26 protein-coding genes are annotated in these 23637 nt (G+C 57.0%); 15 read left to right on the top strand and 11 right to left on the bottom strand.

All coding sequences use genetic code 11. The features are described 5' to 3' along the window. Positions 1-58: 58 nt before the first annotated feature. The 6 genes from hisI to BM395_RS07160 all read left to right on the top strand — a co-directional run bounded on the left by hisI (position 59) and on the right by BM395_RS07160 (position 3088). Positions 59-460: a phosphoribosyl-AMP cyclohydrolase gene (gene hisI, locus BM395_RS07185; RefSeq protein WP_090510135.1), complete on the top strand. Its 402-nt coding sequence runs from the start codon at positions 59-61 to the stop codon at positions 458-460. Further along, positions 453-785 carry a phosphoribosyl-ATP diphosphatase gene (locus BM395_RS07180; RefSeq protein WP_069898401.1) on the top strand — a complete coding sequence of 111 codons (333 nt, stop codon included), beginning with the start codon at positions 453-455 and terminating at the stop codon, positions 783-785. The genes hisI and BM395_RS07180 overlap by 8 nt, the downstream gene beginning before the upstream one ends. A gap of 27 nt (positions 786-812) precedes the next feature. Continuing rightward, positions 813-1046 carry a twin-arginine translocase TatA/TatE family subunit gene (tatA, locus tag BM395_RS07175; RefSeq protein WP_069898402.1) on the top strand — a complete coding sequence of 78 codons (234 nt, stop codon included), beginning with the start codon at positions 813-815 and terminating at the stop codon, positions 1044-1046. Between the two features lie 115 nt (positions 1047-1161). Beyond that, positions 1162-1551, top strand: coding sequence for a Sec-independent protein translocase protein TatB (gene tatB / locus BM395_RS07170; RefSeq protein ID WP_090510132.1), 390 nt, complete (start codon positions 1162-1164; stop codon positions 1549-1551). Then, entirely contained in the window at positions 1548-2384 is an 837-nt protein-coding gene (gene tatC, locus BM395_RS07165) for a twin-arginine translocase subunit TatC (protein WP_069898404.1), read from the top strand. Before tatB ends, tatC begins: the two co-directional genes overlap by 4 nt. Next, positions 2381-3088 carry a 16S rRNA (uracil(1498)-N(3))-methyltransferase gene (locus BM395_RS07160; RefSeq protein WP_090510129.1) on the top strand — a complete coding sequence of 236 codons (708 nt, stop codon included), beginning with the start codon at positions 2381-2383 and terminating at the stop codon, positions 3086-3088. The genes tatC and BM395_RS07160 overlap by 4 nt, the downstream gene beginning before the upstream one ends. Before the next feature lie 7 nt (positions 3089-3095). Here the strand turns inward: BM395_RS07160 and BM395_RS07155 are convergent, their stop codons facing one another. Next, on the bottom strand, positions 3096-3590 hold the full coding sequence (locus BM395_RS07155) for a winged helix-turn-helix transcriptional regulator (RefSeq protein WP_090510127.1): 495 nt from the start codon (positions 3588-3590) through the stop codon (positions 3096-3098). Between the two features lie 100 nt (positions 3591-3690). On the opposite strand from BM395_RS07155, the gene BM395_RS07150 reads away from it, so the two are divergent. Both BM395_RS07150 and BM395_RS07145 read left to right on the top strand, forming a co-directional pair. Continuing rightward, positions 3691-4419, top strand: a complete 729-nt coding sequence (locus tag BM395_RS07150) for an SDR family oxidoreductase (RefSeq protein WP_090510123.1) — start codon at positions 3691-3693, stop codon at positions 4417-4419. Between the two features lie 45 nt (positions 4420-4464). Continuing rightward, entirely contained in the window at positions 4465-5055 is a 591-nt protein-coding gene (locus tag BM395_RS07145) for a 2-hydroxychromene-2-carboxylate isomerase (RefSeq protein WP_090510120.1), read from the top strand. 71 nt (positions 5056-5126) lie between these two features. On the opposite strand, the gene dtd is transcribed toward BM395_RS07145, so the two are convergent. Further along, positions 5127-5564 (bottom strand): D-aminoacyl-tRNA deacylase, encoded by a 438-nt coding sequence (gene dtd / locus BM395_RS07140; protein ID WP_090510118.1) that lies wholly within the window; start codon positions 5562-5564, stop codon positions 5127-5129. Continuing rightward, positions 5561-6532 (bottom strand): prolyl aminopeptidase, encoded by a 972-nt coding sequence (gene pip / locus BM395_RS07135; protein WP_090510115.1) that lies wholly within the window; start codon positions 6530-6532, stop codon positions 5561-5563. The genes dtd and pip overlap by 4 nt, the downstream gene beginning before the upstream one ends. A 116-nt stretch (positions 6533-6648) precedes the next feature. Here pip and BM395_RS07130 point away from each other — a divergent pair, with 116 nt between their 5' ends. Beyond that, positions 6649-7083, top strand: a complete 435-nt coding sequence (locus BM395_RS07130; protein ID WP_090510114.1) for a hypothetical protein — start codon at positions 6649-6651, stop codon at positions 7081-7083. A 28-nt stretch (positions 7084-7111) separates the two neighbouring features. Here the strand turns inward: BM395_RS07130 and BM395_RS07125 are convergent, their stop codons facing one another. The 5 genes from BM395_RS07125 to estP form a co-directional block, all read right to left on the bottom strand. After that, complete coding sequence (locus BM395_RS07125) at positions 7112-7675, bottom strand: lipocalin family protein (RefSeq protein ID WP_170827719.1); 564 nt, start codon at positions 7673-7675, stop codon at positions 7112-7114. A 10-nt stretch (positions 7676-7685) separates the two neighbouring features. Continuing rightward, on the bottom strand, positions 7686-7940 hold the full coding sequence (locus BM395_RS07120; protein ID WP_069898413.1) for a hypothetical protein: 255 nt from the start codon (positions 7938-7940) through the stop codon (positions 7686-7688). A 114-nt stretch (positions 7941-8054) separates the two neighbouring features. Beyond that, positions 8055-8663, bottom strand: a complete 609-nt coding sequence (locus BM395_RS07115; RefSeq protein WP_090510111.1) for a DUF924 family protein — start codon at positions 8661-8663, stop codon at positions 8055-8057. A 3-nt stretch (positions 8664-8666) separates the two neighbouring features. Further along, a complete protein-coding gene (locus BM395_RS07110) occupies positions 8667-9671 on the bottom strand; it encodes a class 1 fructose-bisphosphatase (protein ID WP_069898415.1) in 1005 nt (334 codons plus the stop codon). Positions 9672-9751: 80 nt separating this feature from the next. Further along, positions 9752-11653 carry an esterase EstP gene (estP, locus tag BM395_RS07105; protein ID WP_212633016.1) on the bottom strand — a complete coding sequence of 634 codons (1902 nt, stop codon included), beginning with the start codon at positions 11651-11653 and terminating at the stop codon, positions 9752-9754. A gap of 298 nt (positions 11654-11951) precedes the next feature. Here estP and BM395_RS07100 point away from each other — a divergent pair, with 298 nt between their 5' ends. Beyond that, complete coding sequence (locus BM395_RS07100) at positions 11952-12353, top strand: YkgJ family cysteine cluster protein (RefSeq protein ID WP_069898417.1); 402 nt, start codon at positions 11952-11954, stop codon at positions 12351-12353. 67 nt (positions 12354-12420) lie between these two features. On the opposite strand, the gene cptA is transcribed toward BM395_RS07100, so the two are convergent. The 3 genes from cptA to thiI form a co-directional block, all read right to left on the bottom strand. After that, entirely contained in the window at positions 12421-14181 is a 1761-nt protein-coding gene (cptA, locus tag BM395_RS07095; RefSeq protein WP_090510109.1) for a phosphoethanolamine transferase CptA, read from the bottom strand. Between the two features lie 186 nt (positions 14182-14367). Next, positions 14368-16179: a translational GTPase TypA gene (gene typA, locus BM395_RS07090; RefSeq protein ID WP_069898419.1), complete on the bottom strand. Its 1812-nt coding sequence runs from the start codon at positions 16177-16179 to the stop codon at positions 14368-14370. Positions 16180-16341: 162 nt separating this feature from the next. Beyond that, positions 16342-17796 (bottom strand): tRNA uracil 4-sulfurtransferase ThiI, encoded by a 1455-nt coding sequence (thiI, locus tag BM395_RS07085; protein ID WP_090510106.1) that lies wholly within the window; start codon positions 17794-17796, stop codon positions 16342-16344. A 326-nt stretch (positions 17797-18122) separates the two neighbouring features. Between thiI and glnA the strand changes: the two genes are divergently transcribed. From glnA to ntrC, 5 genes are all read left to right on the top strand, one after another. Then, on the top strand, positions 18123-19529 hold the full coding sequence (gene glnA, locus BM395_RS07080) for a glutamate--ammonia ligase (protein ID WP_069898421.1): 1407 nt from the start codon (positions 18123-18125) through the stop codon (positions 19527-19529). 199 nt (positions 19530-19728) lie between these two features. Beyond that, positions 19729-20280, top strand: coding sequence for a DUF4124 domain-containing protein (locus BM395_RS07075; RefSeq protein WP_090510103.1), 552 nt, complete (start codon positions 19729-19731; stop codon positions 20278-20280). Between the two features lie 9 nt (positions 20281-20289). Further along, positions 20290-20907: a DUF4124 domain-containing protein gene (locus BM395_RS07070; RefSeq protein WP_069898423.1), complete on the top strand. Its 618-nt coding sequence runs from the start codon at positions 20290-20292 to the stop codon at positions 20905-20907. Positions 20908-21103: 196 nt separating this feature from the next. Then, positions 21104-22189: a nitrogen regulation protein NR(II) gene (gene glnL, locus BM395_RS07065; protein ID WP_069898424.1), complete on the top strand. Its 1086-nt coding sequence runs from the start codon at positions 21104-21106 to the stop codon at positions 22187-22189. Beyond that, positions 22186-23622, top strand: coding sequence for a nitrogen regulation protein NR(I) (gene ntrC, locus BM395_RS07060; protein WP_069898425.1), 1437 nt, complete (start codon positions 22186-22188; stop codon positions 23620-23622). Before glnL ends, ntrC begins: the two co-directional genes overlap by 4 nt. The last annotated feature ends 15 nt before the right edge of the window (positions 23623-23637 follow it).

Below are 23637 nucleotides of genomic sequence, written 5' to 3'. Positions count from 1 at the left end.
ATGCCGCCGAGTAGCCCCGACAAACCTATTTGAAAAGCCCGCATGGGCGGACGATGTGATGAACGATTGGCTCGATGAAATCAAGTGGGACAGTGACGGACTGGTACCGGCAATCGCTCAGGACCACCTCACTGGCCGCGTGCTGATGATGGCCTGGATGAACCGTGAAGCGCTGGCCCTGACAGCCAGCGAGCAGCGGGCGATTTACTGGTCTCGCTCGCGCGCCAAGCTGTGGCGCAAGGGCGAAGAATCCGGCCACGTGCAGAAACTGCATGAACTGCGCCTCGATTGCGACGCTGACGTGATTATCCTCAAGGTTGAACAACTCGGCGGCATAGCTTGCCATACGGGTCGTGAAAGCTGCTTTTATCGGGTTTTTGAAAATGGCGGCTGGAAAACCGTTGATGCGGTGATCAAAGACCCGCAGAGTATTTACCAGAAGGGAAACGGCCATGACTGATACGCTCAACCGACTGGCCGAAGTGCTCGAATCACGCAAAGGCGCCGCTGCGGACTCCTCCTACGTGGCGAGTTTGTACGCCAAGGGCCTAAACAAGATTCTTGAGAAGCTTGGCGAAGAATCTATTGAAACCATTATTGCGGCTAAAGACGCGGCAAACAGTGGTGATTGCAGTGACGTGATCTACGAAACTGCTGACTTGTGGTTTCACAGCATGGTGATGCTGGCCTCGCTGGGGCAACATCCGCAAGCTGTGCTTGATGAGCTGGACAGACGTTTTGGACTTTCTGGGCATGCGGAAAAAGCCGCACGTCCACAATCCTAATCTAATGATAACAACGGAGTAATTCGCATGGGTTTCGGTGGCATTAGCATCTGGCAACTCCTGATCATCCTGCTGATCGTGGTCATGCTGTTCGGTACCAAACGCCTCAAAGGCATGGGCTCGGACATCGGTGATGCGATCAAAGGCTTTCGTAAATCGATGAATACCGACGAGGCCGAAAAGCCTTCCGTTGAAGAGAAGCAAGGGCAGACGATTGATGCCCAGGCGCACAAAGTCGAAGAGCCTGCCAAGAAAGACTAAGCAGCGCTGATTTTTTGTGAACAATGCCTGCAAGCAGCCAAACGCCCGATTGAGCGGACATTTGGCTGCTTGCAGGCGCAGTGGTTTTATCCTGGCACCCTGAGAGCACGTCCTCATGTTCGATGTAGGTTTTTCCGAGCTGCTATTGGTTGGCTTGGTCGCATTATTGGTTCTTGGCCCCGAAAGGTTGCCGGGAGCGGTGCGCACTGCCGGGCTATGGATTGGCCGTATCAAACGCAGCTTCAACACCATGAAGGCTGAAGTTGAGCGCGAGATAGGCGCCGACGAAATTCGCCGGCAACTGCACAACGAGCAGATTCTCGACCTTGAGCGCGAAATGAAGGCGATGAAACAAGAGATCACCGCCCCGTTTACCGCCAACACCGAGCCAACGCCTGCAGAGCCCAAGCCGGCAACCAGCACGCCGGCTGCCGAGGTTGCCAAGCCGCAAACACCGCCCTCTCCTACTCCAGACGCCAGCCAGGATAAAGCCTCACAACCATGAGCCGAGATAGCCAAAGCGATCAGGAAATGCCCCTGATCTCGCACCTGACTGAGTTGCGCACACGGGTGCTGCGTAGCGTTGTTGCAGTACTGCTGCTGTTTGCCGGACTGTTTTACTTCTCTCAAGACATCTACGCGCTCGTCGCCGCGCCACTGCGTGCGTACCTGCCCGCAGGCGCCACCATGATCGCGACCGGCGTGGCATCGCCGTTCCTGACGCCGTTCAAGCTGACCTTGATGGTCGCCCTGTTCCTGTCGATGCCGATCATCCTGCAGCAGATCTGGGGTTTCATCGCGCCCGGCCTGTACAAGCACGAGAAGCGCATTGCCGTACCGCTGCTGATCTCCAGCATTTTCCTGTTCTACGGCGGCATGGCATTCGCCTACTTTGTCGTGTTCCCGATCATGTTCGGCTTCTTTGCCAGCGTGACCCCGGAAGGCGTCGAGATGATGACCGACATCGGCCAGTATCTCGACTTCGTGCTCACCCTGTTCTTTGCCTTCGGCGTGGCCTTCGAGATTCCGGTCGCGACCTTCCTGCTGATCTGGGTCGGCATCATCGAAGTCGAAACCCTGCGCAAGAGCCGCCCCTACGTGATCGTTGGCTGCTTCGCCATCGGCATGGTGTTGACCCCGCCGGATATTTTCTCGCAAACCTTGCTCGCGGTGCCGATGTGGATGCTGTTCGAGACCGGCTTGCTGTTTGGCGCGCTGGTGAAACGCCGCAGCGAATACAGCGAAGAAGACGAAATGCCTGAAGATGCGCCAGCCAGCACGCCAACCCGCGATGCCGAGACAGGCCACGACGACCAGCCGCCTGCTGCTCAACCGTGAATTTACTGCTCCTCGAAGATGCTGATTTCATCACCACCGACCGCGCCCTGTTGCGCGGCCGGCGGTTGCAGCATTTGCATGAAGTGCACCGCGCCGAAACCGGCGACACCCTGCGCGTGGGCCGCCTTGATGGCCTGATGGGCACAGGCAAGATCTTGCAGCTGGGCAGCGATCAGGCCGAAATCCAGATCGAACTCAACCAGCCGCCTCCCGCCAAATTACCGCTGACGCTGCTGCTCGCCATGCCCAGGCCGAAAATGCTGCGCCGCGTGCTACAAACCGTCAGCAGCATGGGCGTACCGCGCCTGGTTTTGCTTAACAGCTATCGGGTCGAGAAGAGCTTCTGGCAAACGCCGTTTCTGCACCCCGAAGCCATTCGTGAGCAACTGATTCTGGGCCTGGAGCAGGCACGCGATACTGTGCTGCCCGAGGTGATCATCGAGAAACGCTTCAAACCCTTTGTCGAAGATCGCTTGCCGCAACTAGCCGCAGGCAGTCTGGCGCTGGTCGGACACCCCGGCGAATACCCGGAGTGCCCACGCGCAGTGACTCAGGCAGTTACCCTGGCGATAGGTCCGGAAGGCGGCTGGATCCCCTATGAGATCGATTTACTGCAAGGCGCGGGGATGACACCGGTGCAACTCGGACAACGCATCCTGCGCGTCGAGACGGCCGTTACCGCCCTGCTCGCGCGCTTGTTCTAAGTTCCTGTTAGCGCTCGCCCTGCTGATGCCAGTGCGCGGGTAATAGCTGCCCGCGAAACGCCTCGCCCTCTTCCAGCATCACCTCAGCGGCTTGCAACGGCTCACCGCACTCGGAGCACACCAGTACGCCATGCATGTGCTGGCCACAGGGCTTGTGGATATGTCGAATCGGCGGGCCTTCTGCGCCGCTCATGTGGCGGTCTCCCCAATTGACCAGCGCCAATACCGCCGGATACAGATCCCGTCCTTTCGGCGTCAGCCGGTATTCCTCGCGCACAGGCCGCTGCTGATAAGCCTGTTTGACCAGAACCTCGGCCTCCACCAGTTTTTTCAGGCGGTCAGCCAGCACATGGCGGGTAACACCGAGGCGACTTTCAAACTCATCGAAACGCCGCACGCCTAGAAAGCATTCGCGTAGCACCAGCAGCGTCCAGCGATCGCCCACCACCGAGAGCGTGCGCGCCAGCGAGCACGGTTGTTGGTCCAGTTGTTCCCAGCGCATTAATCAGCCTCCGTCGAGTACGGTGTTAGAGTAGCTTGACAAGTTCTAAAATGGAACTGACTATCTTATAAGTTCCAAAATAGAACCCATCGAGGCAAAAATGAACCAACAAAAAGCGATTCTGGTGGTGGGCGCGGGCGATGCAACCGGCTCGGCAATTGCCAAACGGTTTGCCCGCGAAGGCTATGTGGCGTGTGTGGCGCGGCGTAATGCCGAGAAATTGCAGCCGCTGGTGGACGACATCACCAGCGCCGGAGGTCAGGCCAGAGCCTTTGGTTGTGACGCCCGTATCGAGAGCCAGGTGGTCGAAATGGTCGAGACCATTGAGCGTGAGGTCGGCCCGCTGGAAGTTGTGGTGTTCAACATTGGCGCCAATGTGCGGTTCTCGATTACCGAAACCACCGAGCGCGTGTACCGCAAGGTCTGGGAGATGGCTGCGCTGTCGGGTTTTCTCACCGGTCGCGAAGCGGCGCGAGTGATGCTGCCACGTAATCAAGGCACCATCATTTTCACCGGCGCCACGGCATCACTGCGCGGCGGCAACGGTTTCTGTGCTTTCGCCGGAGCCAAGTTTGCTTTGCGCGCACTGGCCCAGAGCATGGCCCGTGAACTAGGCCCCAAGGGCATTCATGTTGCGCACCCGATCATTGATGGCGCCATCGACACCGCGTTTATCCGCGAAACCTTTCCCGAGATGTACGCGAAGAAGGATCAGGATGGCATTCTCAACCCCGATCACATCGCCGACACCTACTGGAATATTCACATCCAGCCGCGAGATTGCTGGGTTCATGAGATGGATCTGCGCCCCTGGCAGGAAACCTTCTGAGCGCACGGGCACACAACAATAAATCGCTGACATGAGCACATCATTATGAGTAAAACCGTAGAGTTCTTTTTCGACTTTGGCAGCCCAGCAAGTTATCTGGCCTGGACTCAACTGCCTGAAATAACCCAGCAGGCAGGCGCCGAAATCATCTGGCAGCCGATGCTGCTGGGTGCAGTATTCAAGGCCACTGGCAACCAGTCGCCGGCGATGATCCCCAGCAAGGGCCGCTACATGTTTCAGGACCTGGCCCGCTTCGCTAAGCGCTATCAGGTCGAGATGAATTTCAACCCGCACTTCCCGATCAACACGATTACCCTGATGCGCGGCGCGGCAGGCTATTTGGGCACCGAACATTTCGCGCGTTACGTCGAATGCGTGTTTCGCGCCATGTGGGTCGACAAACAGAACCTCGGCGACCCGCAGGTACTCGGCGAAGTCCTAGCCAATAACGGCTTCGATCCGCAAGCCTTCTTGGCGATGGTCAGCGATGAGGCGGTCAAGGAACGTCTCAAGACCATTACCGAAGACGCCATCAAGCGCGGCGCATTCGGTGCCCCTACGATGTTTGTTGGTGAGCAGCTGTTCTTCGGCCAGGACCGCCTCGACTTCGTTAGCGAAGCACTGGCAAACGGTTGAACGCAAAACGCCTGCGAAGCCAGATTTCAGAGGGCTTCGCAGGCGTTTATGTGATCGCGGAAAAGTGCGTATCAGGTTTCCAGCAGGAAGGTTACCGGCCCGTCATTGACCAGATGCACCTGCATGTCGGCACCAAACTCGCCGGTCGCCACTTGCGCGTGCTTGCTGCGCGCCATCGCGACCAACTCATCGAATACCTGAGCACCTTGCTGTGGCGGCGCGGCACTGGAAAAGCTCGGGCGCAGACCGCTTTTGGTATTAGCCGCCAACGTGAACTGCGAAACCAGCAACAACCCGCCCTGCACATCGCTCAGCGACAGATTCATCTTGCCATCTGCATCACTGAATACCCGGTAGTTGAGCAGCTTGTGGAGCATCTTGCTGGCGCTCGCCTGATCATCCTGCGGCTCGACGCCAACCAGCACCAGCAAGCCTTGCTCGATAGCGCCCACGCAGGTTGCAGCCACCTCGACCCGCGCACTGCTAACACGTTGAATCAGTGCTTTCATGCTTCATCCGGTGCCAAGTTGAGTAGACGATGGGCGATTTGATCGGCCGCTCGCACCAGCGCATCGGTGGTGCCGACTTCCGAGGCCGCGTGCCCGGCATCGCGGATAATCTGCAACTCGCTATTCGGCCAGGCCTGATGCAGCTCCCAGGCGTTCTCAAGCGGGCAGATCACATCGTACCGGCCGTGCACGATTATGCCCGGCAAGTGGGCGATGTTTGGCATGTTATTGAGCAGCTGATTCGGCTCAAGAAAGGCGTTGTTGACGAAGTAATGGCACTCGATGCGCGCAATCGACAGCGCACGGTGCGCCTCGCTGAAACGCTCCACCACCTGCGGATTGGGGCGCAGGGTGGCAGTACGCCCTTCCCACGTCGACCAGGCCTTGGCAGCGTGCATCTGGGCGATCTGATCAGGGCCGGTGAGGCGCTTGTAGAAGGCCTGAATCATATCGCCACGCTCATCAACAGGGATTGGCGCGACATAGTCCTGCCAGAAATCCGGGAACATGCGGCTCGCACCTTGCTGATAGAACCACTGTAATTCCTGCTGACGGCACAGGAAGATGCCACGCAGAATCAGGGCGCTAACCCGGTCGGGGTGGGTTTGCGCGTAGGCCAGCGACAAGGTTGAACCCCAGGAACCGCCAAACAGCACCCATTTATCGATATTCAGGTGCTCACGGATTATCTCCATGTCAGCCACCAGATCCCAGGTGGTGTTGTTTTCGAGGCTTGCATGCGGCGTCGAACGGCCACAGCCGCGCTGATCAAACGTGATAATGCGATAGAGATTAGGGTCGAAGAAGCGCCGGCTCAGCGCATCACAACCAGCGCCTGGGCCGCCGTGAACAAAGACCACCGGCAGGCCGTCGGGCGAGCCGCTTTCATCGACATAAAGCACATGCGGCGCCTCGACGGACAACTCATGGCGTGCGTAAGGCTTGATCTCCGGGTACAGCGTCTGCATGACATACTCCTGACTTTCGCTTGCGTGACGCAAAGTCCTCACCTTCATGACGCCAGTGCTGACTGATTGCGTGCGACACTCCGTCGGGCATCATAACCATGAAAAGGCATCTATGTATGGCAGTTAAAACGTTTGGTCTGGCATTTATTCTGTTGCTGACCCAACTGCTCGGTTGCTCGGCAGACACAACACCGCAAAGTGAACTGGAAGCGGCGGTTGAGCGCCTGCAGGAGAGCCTTGAGAACAAGCGCAACAGCGCTGTGATGGAGCAACTGCACGACGACTTCAGTGCGCAACAGATGTATGACCGCGACTGGGCCAAACGCACCATGACCTTGCTGTTTCTGCGCCACAAGAACGTCCGGGTGCTCGCGCTGAGCAAGCAGAGCCAGATCGATCCGGTGTATCAGAATATTGGTCGCACTCAGGCACAAATCGCGCTAACCGGTGCCAAAGGGCTGATCCCCGACAGCGCCCGCCACTACAGCGTAGAACTTGAGTGGTGGCGCGTCGATGATCAATGGTTGCTGGCACGCCTGAACTGGCAATAAGCCTGACTCACGCGCGCCCTGCAACAGCTTACTCGGCCGGCATTTTCGAGTCCGGCGTGCGCCAGATCAGCTTGCTGGTGTCATAGCCACGGCCGTGGGCAACGTCGACCAGATTGTCGCGCACCGACTCAGTAACCTCGGGGGTGCGTGACAGAATCCAGAGGTATTCGTAATCCGGGCTGCCGACGACTGCGGTGGTGTAGTCATCGTCGAGATACAACACCCAGTACTCGCCCTTGCTAACGCCCGGCAGCAGCGTGCTGAACCAGTTATCGAAGCTCACCCACAGTTTGTCGGTCTTGCCCTGAACCTGGGGAACAGCGGTGCCTTGGGCTTCTTGCCAGCCGCCCTCAGCGCTGCGGCAACGATTGAGCACGCCCACCGTGCCGTCATCACGCAGATCGTAATGCGCTTCGGACTGCGCGCAGTTGCGCTGGAAGAACATCGGCAAGCGCGCCAGTTCGTACCAAGTGCCCTGATAACGCTCCAGATTAACCTTGTCGACTGTTTTCGGCGGCACCGAACCAGTACCCGAATTCGCACACGCGGCCAGCACCAGCGGGGCCAGCAATACCAATAGAAAACGCATCAATTTAAGCTCCTCACTTCAGGCCTTCACCGGAAAACATAATCACCTTGTCACCTGCATACTGCACGCTGATGAAATGCTTGCTATCGCCCCAGGTGCAGCTCGACATGCCCATTGCACCGGCACAGTCATCCGGTGCGCCTAACAGCTTTTCGACCTCAGGCTTGGTCATTCCGGATTCAAGCTTGGCGTAGTTTTCTTGATTGACCTTGCTGCACGCGACAATCAACAGACAACTGCCCAACAGCGCTAAGTTACGCAGCGGCATGATCAACTCCCTTGTTATATGACATACAAATACCGCATGCGCTGGTTCAAGCGCGCTGCGGTTGGATTGATGCACAAGTCTGGCACAGCACTTGGCAATCTGCTCAATTGGACGTCAGAACCGCGAGCCGGGTTCCTTGAGGAAAGCCACTTCTTCGCCACTGGAGCGACGACCCAACACAGTGTTGCGGTGGGGGAAGCGGTTAAAACGCTCAATCACGCGCTGATGGCGCTCGGCGTAATCAAGATAATCAGCAAAGACCAGCTGGTCTGCCGGGCCGGCCTCATCAAGCAAGCGCCGAAACTGGGCGACCGCACGACGCTGCTGGCCGGGGTCTTCGGCATGTTCGAGAACCAGATAGATGAATACCCGCTCAATCGGCTGCAACTGCTGGTCCAGCCCGGCCTCGATGCCATCGCGCACCATTGCCTGAGCTTGCGAGTCACCTGCAAACGATTTGGGGTTATTGCGGTAGATCATGCGAGGCAGCTGGTCGAGCAACAGCACAACTGCCAACAAGCCTCGCGGATCAGTCAGCCAGTCATTCAACTGCCCGGCCAGGGCATCACGCACCAGAGGCGCAAACAGCTCACGCGCCTCGTTGTCCTGCATGACGTTTTTGCCAAACCAGAGTTTGCCGCGCGCAGCCGCAATTTCATGTGCGGCTGCCTGCACATCAGCGCCGAACCACCACTCGTGCAAGGGTTGCCAAGGCGCTGTCATGCATTACTCCTGGTGGTAAGCGGTGACGCGCTCGACTTCTTCTTTAGAGCCGAGGAACACCGGCACACGCTGGTGCAACGAGGTCGGCTGGATATCGAGAATCCGCTGGTTGCCGTCGGTGGCTACACCGCCCGCCTGCTCGATGATGAAGGCCATCGGGTTGGCCTCGTACATCAGGCGCAGCTTGCCCGGCTTGTCGTCGCGGTTATCGCGCGGGTACATGAACAGGCCGCCGCGGGTAAGAATACGGTGAACGTCGGCAACCATGGCGGCAATCCAACGCATGTTGAAGTTCTTCTTCAGCGGGCCTTCGGCGCCAGCCAGCAACTCGCCGACGTAACGCTTGACCGGCTCTTCCCAATGACGCTGGTTGGACATGTTGATGGCGAACTCCTGAGTGGCCTCAGGCACCTTGATGTCGTCGTGGGTGAGCACGAAGCTGCCCAGTTCACGGTCCAGGGTGAAGCCTTTAACGCCATTGCCCATGGTCAGCAGCAACATGGTTTGCGGGCCATAAATGGCATAGCCAGCGCATACTTGTTGAGAGCCAGGCTGGAGGAACGCTTCTTCACCCAGATCACCCTTGTCGCCTTTGCGATCAGGGCAACGCAGTACCGAGAAAATGGTACCGACCGAGACGTTGACGTCGATGTTCGACGAGCCGTCCAGCGGATCGAATACCAGCAGGTAAGCACCCTTCGGGTAACGGCCTGGGATTTGATAAGCGTTGTCCATCTCCTCGGAAGCCATGCCGGCCAGGTGACCGCCCCACTCGTTGGCTTCGAGAAGGATTTCGTTGGAGATCACGTCGAGCTTTTTCTGCACCTCACCCTGCACGTTCTCAGTACCCATGCTGCCGAGCACGCCGCCCAGTGCACCTTTCGACACTTGATGGCTGATCGCCTTGCAGGCCCGTGCAACAACTTCAATCAAGAAGCGAAGATCAGCCGGAGTATTGTGGCTGCGGGTTTGCTCGATCAGATAGCGGCTCAGGGTAACGCGTGACATGTGAGGCTCCAAGGATAGGAAATCGCATGCAGTTTAACCGTTTATGGGCGCCAGCGTCTCCTGCTGCCGCCCATCGGTACTTACCAGTCCCAGGCGAGTGACAGCGCAACACCTTGCTGCTTGTTGTCGTCGCTCTTGCTCAGGCTATAAACGCCACGCAATGCCAGGTCGCTCGTCAGTTGCTGGCTGAAACCGAGACTGGCGCGATCGAGGTTATCGTCGGGGATGTAGCCCGCCAGTTCGTAGTCGATGCCCGGCAAGCTGTTGAGCGAGGTACGCACGTCCGTGCTGTCGTCATCGTACTCAGTTTCGTGGGCAATCTCAGCGAATAGCTGGGTGGCTTGCGTCACCGCCCAACGCCCTTGCAGACCAATGCCCAAGCGCTTGGAGGTACGGTCCTGATCGCCAAAGGTCAACGCTGTAGAACGGTTACCGGACTCAGCGTAGCCGTCGACCTCAACCTTGGCATAGTCGGCGCTGATAAATGGGCTCAGGTGCCAATTGCTACCCGGCTGGGCAATGTCGTAACCGGCACGCGCAGAGAGCCCCCACAAGGAGCCTTCGGTGTCGCCTTTTTCAACGCGCTCAACACGGCCCAAATCGATTTTGCGCTTGAGATCGTGATAATCCAGATAGCCCGCGCTGAGCGAAGCGTCAGCCCACCAGCGGTTACGCTGGTACTGCGCAAACACGCTGCCCAAATAACTGCGCATGTCGTAATCAGAGTCGGCGCTGCCCACTTCCAGATTTTGCTCATAAAGGCCCATCAACAGGCCAACCCGCCAGCTGTCATCAAGCCGGTAGCTGCCGCCAACTTTCAAGCTGTAGCCATCACCGTCGCCACTTGGCGCTGCCGCCTGGCTGTCAAAATCCAGCCGCTGTCCGCCACCGGCCACAATGGCGCGCCACTGACCGACCGGCTGCCACGCCTCCCAATCAGCGACATATTGATTACGCAGCTGATCTTGATGCGCACGCAAGGTGCCGTGCGCCATTTCTGGCAACAGGCTGACTTCCCATGGCGCGGCGAGCAGCGAATAGGCGTAGTCAGCAACTATCTGCTGAACCGCCGTGGTTGGGTGAACACCGTCGTTGTAGAGCAGTTTGCTGGGGTCTGGCGTGGCGCTGTTGATGCCCCACGTGGCATTGATGTTGGCGCAATCGGCAAAACAGCTGCCGGTTAGATTTTGCGTGGTATCAAAACCATAAGAGCCCGCATTTTGCAGCACTTCAGTAAACAGTGCCGGCACGTTCAACGGAATGATTTGCGCATCAATCTGCGCGAGCTGACGGACCAGCTCGGCATTGAACCCTTGGCCAATCGCGCTAACGGTTGGCGCCAAAGGCATACCCGAAATAGCCGGTGTTGTGCCCACGTTTGGCAACAACGAGACCATGATGTATCGAGCGCCAGCGCCTTGCAGCGCGCGCACACTATCTGCCAGCTGGGTGGCCGCAGCCGCTGGCCCGGTGACAAAAATCGTGCCCTGCAGGAAATCGTTACCGCCACCGTTAACGTAGAACAACGCATTCGGATCAAGGCTCAGACCGCGATTCGCTAAATCAACCAGATAACCATCACGGGTGCGAGTGCCGGCAACCGAGCCACCGGCCTGGGTGATTGAGTTATAAATCTGATCGGTGCGGTAACCGCCCACAGCCCAGTTATTACCGTCAGCCAGACCTTGATCGGCAAATACTTGCGAGGTCGATGGCGTTTGCGCACCTAAACCGAGCTGTTCGCCCAACAACATTGGCGAGGTTGATCCGAAGATCTCACCACTGCCGTTTTGATAGGTCGGGCCGACACGGTTGGTGAAGCGGTTGGTGGCGCCAGCGGGGCCGCCCGGATCAGCAAACTGGCCGGCATCACTGAGGCTGTCGCCAAATACCACCAAGCTTGAGAAGGGGCCAGCATGGCTGGACGTTGAATAACCGGCGAGCAAGCACGCCACAGCAAGCGGAGTTAGGATGCGTTTCAAAGGGTATTCCTTATTTTATTGTTATAGGCATGACCAACTGATCAAATCTAGTCAGTTTTGCAAATATTGCATTAGATTTGCGTCACACTTTTTGTTCACAAAAGCCGGTGATCTCACCACTCAGCTCAACGTCGCCCGCTGACTTCAACGAGTGATGCGCGCCAATTCGCCCTGCCAGCAAAGCCCATCAGCCTGATTTAACTGCTGGATTAACCACCGGCGAGCAGAAGACGCTTCACAAATAAGCAGACGCCGCTATCATCACCCGCCGCAACTCCCTCCTACGCTTAGCAGACCGATGAAAAACAACCTGATCGCCGCCGCAGAAATTGACCGCCTCGACACGTGGGCCAAATACACCAGCGACATGTGTCACAGCTGCAACTCCAGCTGCTGCACGCTGCCTGTTGAGGTGCGCATTAGCGACTTGATTCGCATGGGCGTGGTCGATGAGTTCGAGCGTGGCGACCCGCCGAAGAATGTCGCCAAGCGTTTGCAGAAAGAAGGCATCGTCGAGCGTTATAACCAGAAGTCGGGCATCTTTACCCTGACGCGCATGTCGAACAACGACTGCCTGTATCTCGATCGCAAAACACGCCTGTGCACCATTTACGACAAGCGCCCGGAAACCTGCCGCAATCACCCGAAGATTGGCCCGCGCCCCGGTTACTGCGCGTACATTCCCAAAGCTGTTCGCTGACAGCAGGCATAAAAAATCCCGCATCGGCGGGATTTTTTATGGGCGGGTGCAAACCTGTAGCGGCGGATCAGGTTCCGCTTTTTATCAGCGGCTGGTTGCTCACCTGTTCATCCGGCGCCGGATGGTTCTTACGGGTCTTGATCATGCTGAAGTCGATTAACGACTTAGGCTGACTCGGGTCGCCGATAATCTGCGGCCGCACGGTGAACTGATCGCTGATCAGGCTCTTGCTCTTGTCCAACTCACCGAAGCTCAAGCCCGCCAGATCTGCCCATGTATGGATCAGGTTAGCGCTGCTGTACGGGCGACTGAGCATCGACTTGAAGTCGAACGAGCTGTGCTGTTTCCACTTGTCCGAAGCCCAGACAATGAACGGAATGGTGTACATCGGCGCCGTCGGCTTGCCTTCGTTACGCCCAATCACACCGCCATCGGCCGAGTCGAACACCGCCTCGCCGTGGTCAGACAGATACAGCAGGAAACCGTCTGGCTGGCTGGCCGAAAACTCTTTGATCAGACTGGAGACCACGAAGTCGTTGTACAGCACCGCGTTGTCATAGCTGTTGTAGGTTGGCAGCTGATCCTCAGTGACCCATTTCGGCACACCGCTGTTATCCGTGAATTTCTCAAACTCTTCGGGGTAGCGGTACTTGTAGCGCATATGCGTGCCGAGCAAGTGCACCACAATCAGTTTACGCGGGGCCTTGTCGGCCAGTGCCTTGTTGAACGGCTTGAGCACATCGCCGTCGTACTGGCGCGCATTCTGATTGAGGTTGTTGTTCAGGTACACCTGCTCGTCGGTCTGCTTGGAGAACGTGGTGAGCATGGTGTTGCGCTTGGTCATGGTCTGCTGGTTAGTGATCCAGAAAGTCTTGTAACCCGCCTGCTCCATCATGTTGATGATCGAAGGCGTGGTCAGATAACCATCAGGGTTGTTCTCGTCAGCAAAGGTCAGCACCTGTTGCAGGGCTTCGATGGTGTAGGGCCGTGGCGTAACCACGTTATCGAACACCTGCAACTGATCGCGCAACTTGTCCAGTTCCGGCGTGGTCTCGCGGTTGTAGCCATACAGGCTCATGCGTTGACGGTTAGTCGATTCGCCAATCACCAGCACCAGCGTTGACGGCTGATCCGCACGCGCCTCGACCATGTTGGTCAGCGGTGCAAGCTTGGCATTGCCCTCAAGCAAGGTGTTCATGTTTTCCAGTTGCTTGCGGTACTTGTTGTAGCCCACCACCAACTGCCAGGGCACGGCGGGCTCAAAGCGCCCTTCAAATTTGTCGATGGCAGCCTGCGTCGGGCCGCTTTTCTGGTACTCGCGCACCGCTGGATAGCCGATCAGCGAAAGCGCCAAGATGACGGCCAGCGCATACGACTGCGACTTACCCGAATGCAGCGGACGCACTTTACGCCAGATCAACCACGCACCGAGCGTGTAAATCAGGTAAACGGGCACCATCCACCAGACGAAGTACTGCCCGAAATACTCGGTGCTCTCGGCCATGTTCGACTCGAACATGATGAAGATGACGCTTTGCGAGAACTGCTGGCCGTAGATGCAAAAGTAGCCCAGACCAATCAAAGAGGTCAGCCAGAGGACGATACCGATGCCACCGGCAATGCTTTTGGTCTTGGAGGGAAACAGTAAAACCGGGATCAGCCAGAGGCCACTGACCAGGAATGCCTGACGAAAACTGGTGAAACCGTTAGTCCCGGTCAGTTGAATCAGAACCTGGGTAACACCCGAAAAATACCAGAAGAACAGGAATAACCAGGCGAGCCCCGCCCAGTCCCAACCCTGCCTTTCCTTGGCGTTAGATGATTGCATTAATAACTCCTAAACCAGTCGATCGCTCACAGCTCGTATGCAGTGGCACAGAGCAATGCGTTATCAAGGCCTCGGATGCTAGCAATCGGTCTGTGAAAAAAATGTCCACAGATCCAAGTAATTTCTGCCACCCATAAAAAAGCCCCGCCAGCGGAACTGGCGGGGCTTTTAGCGCTTGGCTAGAACTTAGTTCTTGCTGGCACGCTTACGGTCAGTCTCAAGCAGGAACTTCTTGCGCAGACGGATCGACTTAGGCGTGATTTCAGCCAGTTCGTCGTCTTCGATGAATTCCAGAGCCTGTTCCAGGGTGTAACGGATTGGCGGAACCAGTGCGATGGTTTCGTCTTTACCGGAAGCACGCATGTTGTCGAGCTTCTTGCCCTTGGTTGGGTTAACAACCAGGTCGTTGTCACGGCTGTTGATACCAACCAGCATGCCTTCGTACACGTCATCGCCGTGGCCGAGGAACAGCTTGCCACGCGCCTGCAGGGTTTCCAGCGAGTAAGTCAGTGCCTTACCGGTAGCGCTCGAAACCAGAACGCCCTGAACGCGGCCGCCCATGTCACCCGACTTCATCGGGCCATAGTGGCTGAAGATGCTGGTCAGGATGCCCGAACCCGAAGTCAGGGTCAGGAACTGGTTACGGAAGCCGATCAGGCCACGCGCAGGAATGGTGTACTCAAGACGTACACGACCTTTGCCATCCGGAACCATGTTGGTCAGGTCGCCTTTACGGTTACCCATCTGTTCCATCATCGGGCCCTGATGCTGCTCTTCCAGGTCGATGGTGACGTTTTCGAATGGTTCGTGCTTAACGCCGTCAACCATGCGGATGATTACTTCAGGACGACCTACAGCCAGCTCGAAGCCTTCGCGACGCATGGTTTCGATCAGTACCGAGAGGTGCAGTTCGCCACGGCCAGAGACCTTGAACTTGTCAGCGCTGTCGCCTTCTTCAACGCGCAGTGCCACGTTGTACAGCAGTTCTTTGTCCAGACGCTCTTTGATGTTACGGCTGGTGACGAACTTGCCTTCCTTACCGCAGAACGGCGAGTCGTTAACCTGGAAGGTCATGCTCACGGTTGGCTCGTCAACGGTCAGTGGTTCCAGCGCCTCAACGGTCAGCGGATCGCACAGGGTGTCGGAGATGAACAGTTCGTCCATGCCGCTGACGCAAACGATGTCACCGGCTTGAGCTTCGCCGACTTCAACGCGCTGCAGGCCCGAGTGACCCATGATCTTGAGGATACGGCCATTGCGCTTCTTGCCGTCGGTACCGATAGCGGTAACCGGGGTGTTGGTCTTGACCTTACCGCGAGCGATACGGCCGATACCGATAACACCGAGGAAGCTGTTGTAGTCCAGCTGCGAGATCTGCATCTGGAACGGGCCATCAACGTCTACAGCCGGAGCCGGTACGTGGTCGATGATCGCCTGGAACAGCGGGTCCATGTTGTCTTGCAGGTTGTCGTGCTCAAGACCTGCAATACCGTTCAGGGCGCTGCAATAAACGATTGGGAAGTCGAGCTGCTCTTCGGTTGCACCGAGGTTGTCGAACAGGTCGAAAATCTGGTCAACAACCCAGTCAGGACGCGCGCCCGGACGGTCGATCTTGTTGATTACAACGATTGGGCGCAGGCCGGCTTTGAACGCTTTCTGCGTTACGAAGCGAGTCTGTGGCATCGGGCCGTCTTGGGCGTCAACCACCAGCAGCACGGAGTCAACCATGCTCATTACACGCTCTACTTCACCACCGAAGTCGGCGTGCCCCGGGGTGTCTACGATGTTGATGTCGTAGTCGTGCCATTTCAGCGCGGTGTTTTTCGCCAGAATGGTAATACCACGTTCTTTTTCCTGGTCGTTGCTGTCCATCACGCGCTCGTTTTCAAGCTCTTTACGATCAAGCGTGCCGGACTGGCGCAGGAGTTTGTCTACCAGGGTAGTTTTACCGTGGTCAACGTGGGCGATGATGGCGATGTTACGTAGATTATCGATCACTTGTGTATCTCAATCAGAGGATTCGGTTGCCGCATAGTTTAGGCGGCGAGTATTAACTAAATATAAATTCTGCTAGACGGCGTAAGTGCACAGGCGCTGTTTTACGCCGTCTTCATGTCGGGAGGGCGATGGCGGATGCTTCCGCCATTCAACCCGGGCGTTCTATGTCGGACGATAAACGCGCACATTGGCATGCCCCTCGTTTAACAAGTGGTGAGCATGCAAACGGCTCATGACGCCTTTATCGCAATAAAGGAGATATTGGCGATTGGCGTCCAGCTCCTTGAAGCGGCTGTTCAGGGCATAGAACGGCAGCGTCTGCACTTCGATACCGGGCAGTTCAAGCGGCTCGTCCTCGGCGCTATCCGGATGACGGATATCAATGACTACCTGGCCGGCCAGCACTTCGCCGACCTCTTCCACAGCAATATCCTTGCCCAACTCGTCGATAACTTTGTCGATCGGCAACTGGGTGGCGCGCTCAAGCGCACGCTCAAGAATCGCCATGTCGAACTGCTGCTCTTCATAAATGATCCGGTCGCGCTTGGCGCGCGTGGTCGGATTCACCGAGATTACGCCACAGTACTCAGGCATATGGCGGGCAAATTCGGCGGTGCCGATTTTGGTCGCGGTATCAATAATGTCTTGCTTGTGGCTGGCAATCAGCGGACGCAGTACCAGCTTGTCGGTCACCGAATCGATCACCGAAAGGTTCGGCAGTGTCTGGCTCGACACCTGCGAAATGGCTTCGCCGGTCACCAGGGCATCAATATTCAGACGGTCTGCAACCTGCGCCGAGGCGCGCAGCATCATGCGCTTGAGCACAACGCCCATCTGGCTGTTATCAACCTTTTGCAGAATCTCGCCGAGCACTTCCTCAAACGGCACGCTGACAAACAGAACGCGCTGGGAGCTGCCGAACTTCTTCCATAAATAGTGCGCAACTTCCATCACGCCCAATTCGTGGGCACGACCGCCCAGATTGAAGAAGCAGAAATGCGTGACCATGCCGCGGCGCATCATCTGGTACGCCGCAACGGTCGAGTCGAAACCACCGGACATCAATACCAGGGTCTGCTCAACCGAGCCCAGCGGGTAGCCGCCAATGCTTTCGTGTTGATTGTGGATAACGAAAAGACGCTGATCGCGAATTTCCATGCGTACCACAACTTCAGGCTCTTTCAGCGAGATCCCGGCCGCACCGCACTGCTGGCGCAACTGGCTGCCAACATAGCGTTCGATGTCCATCGAGCTGAAATCATGCTTGCCTGCACGCTTACAGCGCACAGAAAAAATCTTGCCGGGCAGTTGATGGGCGAAATGCTTTTTGCATTTTTCCAGCACATCATCAAAATCACCCAGCGGATATTCGTTAACTTCGAGGAAGTGAACGATGCCTGGCGTGCAACTGAGACGCTCAGTCATCTCGCGCAGGATCTTTTCATCGGTAATCTTGGTTTCGACTTCCAGGTTGTCCCACACACCCGTAACCAGCAGCTGCGGATCGAGATCGCGGAGCACCGAACGGATGTTCTTCGCCAATTGCCGGATGAAGTTCTTGCGAACTGGCCGGCTCTTGATGGTGATTTCTGGGAAAACTTTTACGATCAGTTTCATGGAAGCAACGCGCGCCAAGCTCGCGAAAAAACAGGGGCGCGGATTATACCGGAAATTGCTCAAGGTTTGATCAAAAAACTTACAACGGATTTTCAACGCTCTATATTGGTGCGTCGCAGTTTCATAAAGAGCCAGATTGGTGCATGCATTTTCTGAAACTGACCGCAAACACGCCGATACGCCTGTATTTCTGGCTTTTTACCCATCACAGTGCACTGGCATGCAATTTGCTCCCTTGTGAGGCAGAGAGTCCTGGCGGAGTATCCGCAGGCTTTACTGAACTTTGAGGGCTCAACAGAAAGAGCCTTATCCACCTGGAGGACAGCATGTCGAAGTCGATTCAACTTATTAAAGAACACGACGTGAAGTGGGTAGACCTGCGCTTCACTGACACCAAGGGTAAGCAGCACCACGTAACCATGCCGGCTCGCGATGCATTGGACGACGAATTCTTCGAACACGGCAAAATGTTCGACGGCTCCTCCATCCACGGCTGGAAAGGCATCGAAGCCTCCGACATGATCCTGATGCCGGTTGACGACACTGCTGTGCTCGACCCGTTCACCGAAGAGCCAACCCTGATTCTGGTTTGCGACATCATCGAACCAAGCACCATGCAAGGCTACGATCGCGACCCACGCTCGATCGCCAAGCGCGCTGAAGAGTTCCTTAAGTCGACCGGTATCGGTGACACCGTATTCGTAGGCCCGGAGCCTGAGTTCTTCATCTTCGACGAAGTGAAGTTCAAGTCGGACATCTCCGGCTCGATGTTCAAAATTTTCTCTGAGCAGGGTTCCTGGAACACTGACGCAGACATCGAAGGCGGCAACAAAGGCCACCGTCCTGCTGTTAAAGGTGGTTACTTCCCAGTTCCGCCGTGCGACCACGACCACGAAATCCGTACTGCCATGTGTAATGCCATGGAAGATATGGGCCTGGTCATCGAAGTTCACCACCACGAAGTGGCGACTGCCGGCCAGAACGAAATCGGCGTTAAGTTCAACACGCTGGTAGCCAAGGCTGACGAAGTTCAGACCCTGAAGTACTGCGTACACAACGTAGCTGATGCCTACGGTAAAACTGCTACCTTCATGCCTAAGCCACTGTACGGCGACAACGGCTCGGGTATGCACGTTCACATGTCGATCTCCAAAGACGGCAAGAACACCTTCTCCGGCGAAGGCTATGCCGGCCTGTCTGACACCGCTCTGTACTTCATCGGCGGTATCATTAAGCACGGTAAAGCACTGAACGGCTTCACCAACCCGTCGACCAACTCGTACAAGCGTCTGGTCCCAGGTTTCGAAGCACCTGTTATGCTGGCCTACTCGGCACGTAACCGTTCGGCTTCCATCCGTATTCCTTACGTTTCGAGCCCTAAAGCTCGTCGTATCGAAGCTCGCTTCCCGGATCCGGCTGCCAACCCATACCTGGCTTTCGCAGCACTGCTGATGGCCGGTATCGACGGTATCCAGAACAAGATCCACCCTGGCGATGCAGCTGACAAGAACCTGTACGACCTGCCACCAGAAGAAGGCAAGTTGATCCCACAGGTTTGCGGCAGCCTGAAAGAAGCCCTGGAAGAGCTGGACAAAGGTCGTGCGTTCCTGACCAAAGGCGGCGTATTCAGCGACGACTTCATCGATGCTTACCTTGAGCTCAAGCACGAAGAAGAAATCAAAGTACGCACCTTCGTACACCCGCTGGAATACGACCTGTACTACAGCGTCTAAAACCTGCGAGCTGCAAAATGAGGCCACCTTCGGGTGGCCTCATTGCATTAGGAGTCTTTTAAACGGAAACACCCGCTTACGATGAGTTAGCCCGACAGAGGCCAAAATTGCGCTGCAGTGACGCAGCTCGCAGCCAAGTCGCTTGCCAGTAGCGTCTGGCGGTGCAAATCTACAAGGGTCAATAATTGGGAGACTCACCATGCGCCGCATGCTCACTTGCGCACTGCTGGTAATCGCACTGCCCGTTAGCGCTCAAATCTATAAATACACTGACGCCAATGGTAATACCGCGTATACCAATCAGCCGCCTGACGGCACCAAGGTTGAGACTGTTGAAGTTGAACCGACCAATACGGTCGAGATTCAGCAGCCCAGTATGCCGCCACCCATCAACCAGTCTGATTCAGAAGAACAGGTGGCGCCTTATCGCACCCTGCAACTGACCAATCTGCCGGACGATGAAGCCCTGCGCGCCAACAACGGCACATTCAGCGTGGGCGTACAGATTGATCCGCGCCTGAGCCCGGCGCATCGCTTTCAGTTGATCCTCGACGGCCAGCCATACGGACAAACCAGCAGCGTACCAATGCTGCAAGTAACCAATGCTGACCGTGGCGAGCACACGTTAGCCGTTCGGGTCGTTGGTTCAAATGGCCCGGTACAACAGAGCGACAGCGTTACGATTACCGTGCAACGGGTGAGCACCAACAGCCCGGCACTTAACAAACCCACTCCACGCAAGAGCCCATAACCCTTAATCATGCGCCTCATTATGCTTTGCCTGATGCTGTTGAGCTTTTCCGCAGCGGCGCAGGTCTACACCTACATTGATGCCGAAGGGAATCGGGTCTTCACCGACAAACCCAGGGCAGGCAACGCCAAACGCGTTGAGCTGCCTACCACCAACACCATGCCAGTGCCCGGGCAAACCAGAGCGCCGGTCACCAAGGTTGAGAAGCCCGCAGAGCCGCAAGTTCACTATCAATTGCTGCGCATTCTGGTGCCGCAGCCGGACGCCACCATACGCAGCAATAACGGTGACCTGATTGTCAGTGCCACCAGCGAGCCAACACTGCAACAAGGCCATCGCTATCGCCTGTTGCTGGATGGCAACGTGACGGGCGAAGCCGGCACCAGCCCGGTATTCCCGCTGGAGAATCTCGACCGCGGTACTCACCAGCTGTCTGTTGAAATAATTGATGAGCAGGACCGCACCGTCGAGCGCACCCCCAACCAGCCAGTGCATATCTTGCGCACCTCGTTGGCTCAGCGACGCATGGCCAAGCCTTGCCAGCTGCCTGAATACGGCGTTCGTCCGGAATGCCCGATCGACGAAAAACCCGAAGAGCCGGACATCCCTTTCGTCCCGTTTATCTGACCTGACAACGCATCGCACCATCTCGGTGCGTCGCCGCACGTCGAATCCTATACTCTCCCCATTTTGGGTCGCAGCAAAACCCGCTATTTGCACTAAACCATTCGCTAAGCGCCGAAATAACGCTGTTTATTGCGACTTTTCGGGGCTTTGGTTTGCTTCTTGCATTTTCTAGACAACTGCCGGAATGCCCAAGCCTATGATCATTAATGACGCACTGCACCGCCTGTTGCTCGACAATCTGACCACCGCCACCTTGCTACTCAATGCCGACCTGCGCCTTGAGTACATGAATCCGGCGGCAGAGATGCTGCTGGCTGTCAGTGGGCAACGCAGCCACGGCCAGTTCATCAGCGAACTGTTCACCGAATCGCAAGAGGCGCTGATTTCCCTGCGCCAAGCGGTCGAAGAAGCGCACCCGTTCAACAAACGCGAAGCGACACTGACCTCGGCGTCCGGGCAAACATTGACCGTCGACTACGCCGTAACGCCGTTATTCAATAAAGGCGAAACCCTGCTGCTGCTGGAAGTGCTGCCGCGTGACCGCTTGTTGCGCATCACCAAAGAAGAAGCGCAGTTGTCCAAGCAGGAAACCACCAAGATGCTGGTGCGCGGGCTGGCCCACGAGATCAAGAACCCACTCGGTGGCATTCGCGGCGCGGCGCAACTGCTGGCGCGTGAACTGCCGGAAGAGAGCCTCAAGGATTACACCAACGTCATCATCGAGGAAGCCGACCGTCTGCGTAATCTGGTCGACCGCATGCTCGGCTCAAACAAGCTGCCGCTGCTGGCCATGACCAACATTCACGAAGTACTGGAGCGTGTGAGCAATTTGGTCGAGGCCGAATCGCAAGGCGGCATCACCTTAGTACGCGACTACGATCCGAGCATCCCGGATGTACTGATCGACCGCGAACAAATGATTCAGGCCGTGCTCAATATTGTGCGCAACGCCATGCAGGCGCTGGCACCGCTCAGCGATATTCGTCTCGGCCGGATCACCCTGCGCACCCGCGCATTGCGCCAGTTCACCATCGCGCATGTTCGTCATCGTCTGGTGACTAAAATCGAGATTATCGACAACGGACCGGGAATTCCGTCCGAGCTGCAAGAAACCATCTTCTACCCCATGGTCAGCGGACGTGCCGATGGCACCGGTCTGGGCCTGGCCATTACTCAGAACATCATCAGTCAGCATCAGGGTTTGATTGAGTGTGAAAGCCATCCCGGCCACACCGTGTTCTCAATCTTTTTGCCGCTGGAACAAGGAGTAACTCCGTCATGAGTCACAGTGAAACCGTATGGATCGTCGACGACGACCGTTCCATCCGCTGGGTGTTGGAAAAAGCCCTGCAACAAGAGGGCATGACTACTCAGAGTTTCGAAAGTGCAGACGGCTTGATCAGTCGGCTAACGCGCCAACAGCCCGATGTGATCATCTCGGACATCCGCATGCCGGGCGCGAGCGGCCTGGAGTTGCTGGCTAAAATCCGCGAAATGCACCCGCGCCTGCCGGTCATCATCATGACTGCGCATTCGGATCTCGACAGCGCCGTGGCCTCTTATCAGGGCGGCGCATTCGAATACCTGCCCAAGCCGTTCGACGTTGACGAAGCAGTTTCGCTGGTCAAGCGGGCGATTCAGCACGCGCAGGAACAGCAGAACCTCAACGTTCCGGCAGTGGCTGCACAAACGCCGGAAATCATCGGTGAAGCACCTGCGATGCAGGAAGTATTCCGCGCCATCGGCCGTCTTTCGCACTCCAACATCACCGTGCTGATCAATGGCGAGTCGGGCACCGGTAAAGAACTGGTCGCCCACGCCCTGCATCGGCACAGCCCACGCTCGGCGTCGCCATTTATTGCGCTGAACATGGCTGCGATTCCCAAGGACTTGATGGAGTCCGAGCTGTTCGGCCATGAAAAAGGCGCATTCACCGGCGCGGCCAACCTGCGTCGCGGCCGCTTCGAGCAAGCCGACGGCGGCACGCTGTTCCTCGATGAAATCGGCGACATGCCGGCCGACACCCAAACCCGCTTGCTGCGCGTACTGGCCGACGGCGAATTTTATCGGGTCGGCGGCCATGTGCCAGTCAAGGTTGATGTGCGCATCATTGCGGCGACTCACCAGAACCTCGAAACGCTGGTCAACGATGGCAAGTTCCGTGAAGACTTGTTCCACCGCCTCAACGTAATCCGCATTCATATTCCGCGCCTGTCGGACCGCCGCGAAGACATCCCGACACTCGCACGCCATTTCCTCAGCCGCGCTGCGCTTGAGCTGGCGGTTGAACCGAAACTGCTGAAACGAGAAACCGAAGACTACCTGCAGCATTTGCCGTGGCCAGGGAACGTGCGCCAGCTGGAAAACACCTGCCGCTGGATCACCGTCATGGCGTCTGGCCGTGAAGTGCATGTTGGCGACCTGCCGCCTGAGCTGCTCGCCCAGCCGCAAGAGAGCGCACCGGTCAGCAATTGGGAACAAGCCTTGCGCCAGTGGGCTGATCAAGCGCTGGCACGCGGCAACTCAAACCTGCTCGACAGCGCCGTACCGGCCTTTGAACGCATCATGATCGAGACAGCGCTCAAGCATACCGCTGGCCGACGTCGTGACGCCGCAGTGCTGCTCGGCTGGGGTCGCAACACCCTGACGCGCAAGATCAAAGAGTTGGGCATGAACATCGACGGTGGCGACGACGACAGCGACGACGACAACTGAGTCAGCCCCGCATGC

The organism is Pseudomonas marincola (genome assembly GCF_900116605.1).
GTDB classification, from domain to species: domain Bacteria; phylum Pseudomonadota; class Gammaproteobacteria; order Pseudomonadales; family Pseudomonadaceae; genus Aquipseudomonas; species Aquipseudomonas marincola.
This window is presented reverse-complemented; position numbering and strand designations above follow the sequence as displayed.